Origin of the sequence: Gemmatimonas sp., from assembly GCF_031426495.1 — a bacterium.
In the GTDB taxonomy this organism is placed as follows: domain Bacteria; phylum Gemmatimonadota; class Gemmatimonadetes; order Gemmatimonadales; family Gemmatimonadaceae; genus Gemmatimonas.
Window position 1 is genome coordinate 1 of sequence record NZ_JANPLK010000086.1, and the last position, 1,202, is coordinate 1,202.

Genomic DNA, 1,202 nt, shown 5'->3' on the forward strand with positions numbered 1-1,202 from the left:
AAAGTGCACGTGGGCCGGTTCGCCGCGCTCACCCTCGGCGGACAATTGGACTATGCGTTACGCGTCGTCGACGCCCCGAACTACTGGACCGCCGACTCACTCTCCGCGGTGAGTGTATCGGCCAGCGGTGGCGTCGAATTCTTTCCGCACAGTCGCGTAGCGTTGTACGGCCGGTACACCATGGGACTCTCCGATTTGCGTAGCTCCGCAGCATCGGTCTCATCGTCCAAGATTCACCTGCAGAGTGTTCAGGCGGGGATCAAGCTTCGGCTGGCCGGGCGCCGGGTGTATGCCGATCGTGATGGCGATGGGCTGCTCGACAAAGTGGACAAGTGCCCGGCCGACGTCGGCCTCTCGAAGTATCAGGGCTGTCCGGTTCCCGATACCGACCGTGATGGTGTGCTCGACGAGGATGACGCCTGCCCGAAGGAAGCGGGCGTGGCGGCGCAGCGCGGCTGTGCGCCGCCTCCGGCGCCGCCCGTACTCGATCGCGATCTGGATGGCGTGCTGGATGCCAGTGATCGCTGTCCATCCACCGCGGGATCGACCAGTCTCGACGGCTGCCCCGACAGCGATCAGGATGGGTACGAGGATGCGACCGACAAGTGTCCCAACGCCGCCGGCACAGTGTCACCGCGTGGGTGCCCGCGTCTCAGTGCGTTTCGACCGACGGACGTCACGTTCGACGGCGTTACGGCGCGATTGACGGCGGCCGGTCGAGCGGAGCTGGACAAGGTCACGGCCTATCTCACCATGTATCCGAACGTGTCGGCAGAGTTCGTCGGGCACACGGACAACGTCGGATCGGTCGATGCAAGCATCGGGCTGTCGGTTCGCCGCGCCGAAGCCGCGCGCGACTTCGTCTCGATGCAGGGGATCTCGCTGGAGCGCCTGTCGATTCGTGGCGAAGGTGGACGTCGGCCCGCTACCAGCAATCGCACCGTTGAAGGACGCGCGCTGAATCAGCGCATCGAGGTCGTCCTTCGCTGACGTAGCACGTACCGGCGAACTGCGAGAACTTCCCGTTCTACACCACCCCTGCGCCACCGGCGGCAAGGGCACAACGCACGCCGTAGCCCTCACTCGTACGCCAGCGCCGCCGCCGTGGGGACGCGCATCGCCCGCATCGCCGGCCACGCGCACGCCGCCATCGACACGATGGTCACCAGCCCCAGCCAAATGATCACACCACTCGCGTCGGG

General features: G+C 66.0%; 1 protein-coding gene. It reads left to right on the forward strand.

Annotated elements, in window-relative coordinates:
* The coding region (locus RMP10_RS22945) for an OmpA family protein (RefSeq protein ID WP_310572396.1) at nucleotides 1-990 on the forward strand (990 nt) is incomplete at its 5' end.
* Between the last annotated feature and the right edge of the window lie 212 nt (nucleotides 991-1,202).